Source organism: Pseudomonas guariconensis, from assembly GCF_024127895.1.
Lineage (GTDB): Bacteria > Pseudomonadota > Gammaproteobacteria > Pseudomonadales > Pseudomonadaceae > Aquipseudomonas > Aquipseudomonas guariconensis_B.
In genome coordinates this window covers 1-1287 of the sequence record NZ_JAMYBK010000066.1, presented here as the reverse complement: position 1 = coordinate 1287, position 1287 = coordinate 1, and the positions used below count along the sequence as shown (strand labels likewise).

General features: G+C 59.3%; 1 protein-coding gene and 1 other annotated feature. The gene reads left to right on the top strand.

Features of this window, described 5'->3' with window-relative positions; all coding sequences use genetic code 11:
• Positions 1–50: 50 nt before the first annotated feature.
• Positions 51–1273 (top strand): IS3 family transposase gene (locus tag NJF35_RS24560; RefSeq protein WP_225790967.1). Its coding sequence is split into 2 segments (ribosomal slippage): positions 51–336 and positions 336–1273, totalling 1224 coding nucleotides; the frame shifts between segments, so codons are not numbered across the junction.
• Positions 329–445, top strand: a sequence feature (AL1L pseudoknot). Its footprint overlaps the gene before it by 117 nt.
• Positions 1274–1287: the final 14 nt, after the last annotated feature.

Below are 1287 nucleotides of genomic sequence, written 5' to 3'. Positions count from 1 at the left end.
TGAACCGCCCCGGGTTTCGTGGAGGCCTCAACTCTTGAGAAGATGAGGCCATGAAAAAGACTACGACCTACTCCCCTGAAGTCCGTGAACGTGCCGTGCGCATGGTTCTGGAGCATTTGAACGACTATCCCTCCGAGTGGGCCACCATTGAAGCCATCGCGCCGAAGATTGGCTGTGCAGCGCAGACGTTGCATGGCTGGATTCGCCGTCATCAGACCGACGCAGGTCAGCGTCCAGGCCCGACAACCGAAGAGCGCGAACGCATCAAGGCGTTGGAGCGGGAGAACCGCGAACTGCGCAAAGCCAATGAAATTCTGCGTCTGGCCAGTGCGTATTTTGCCCAGGCGGAGCTCGACCGCCGCACCAAGTCCTGAGGGCTTTTGTCGATCAGTACCGTGACCGTCTTGGGGTCGAGTCGATCTGCCGCGTCTTACAGATCGCCCCGTCCGGTTACCGTAGGCATGCGGCCCAGCAGCGCAACCCCGAATTACGTTGCTGCCGCGCTCGACGCGATGACGCATTGATCATGGAAATCCAGCGCGTATGGGACACCAACATGCAGTGCTATGGCGCAGTGAAGGTCTGGAAGCAGTTACGGCGAGAAGGCATCGCAGCTGCCAGGTGCACGGTAGAGCGATTGATGCGTCGTGCTGGATTACAGGGCATAAGGCGTGGCCAGGTCGTGCGCACAACGGTGGCTGGCGACAAGGCTCTTTGCTCGCTGGATCGCGTCCAACGCCAGTTCCATGCCGACCGCCCGAACCAGTTGTGGGTGTCGGACTTCACCTATGTATCGACCTGGCAGGGCTGGCTGTACGTGGCGTTCGTGATCGACGTCTTTGCACGCCGGATCGTCGGCTGGCGAGTCAGTAGTAGCATGAACACAGACTTCGTACTGGATGCCTTGGAGCAAGCCCTGTATGCCCGTCAGCCGCATTGCACAGGTGGGCTGATCCATCACAGCGACCGTGGCAGTCAGTACGTCTCCATTCGCTACACTGAGCGATTGGCAGAGGCCGGTATAGAGCCCTCGGTGGGTAGCAAGGGAGACAGCTACGATAACGCCCTGGCCGAAACCATCAACGGGCTGTACAAGGCCGAGCTGATTTACCGTCAGTCATGGAAGAGCCGCGAAGCCGTCGAAATGGCGACCTTGAAATGGGTGCACTGGTACAACCACCAACGCCTGCTGAGCTCAATCGGCTATATCCCGCCTGCGGAGGCTGAGGCAAACTTCCACCAGCAGCAAACAGATCAGGCCGTGGCGGCCTGACTTAAACGAAACGG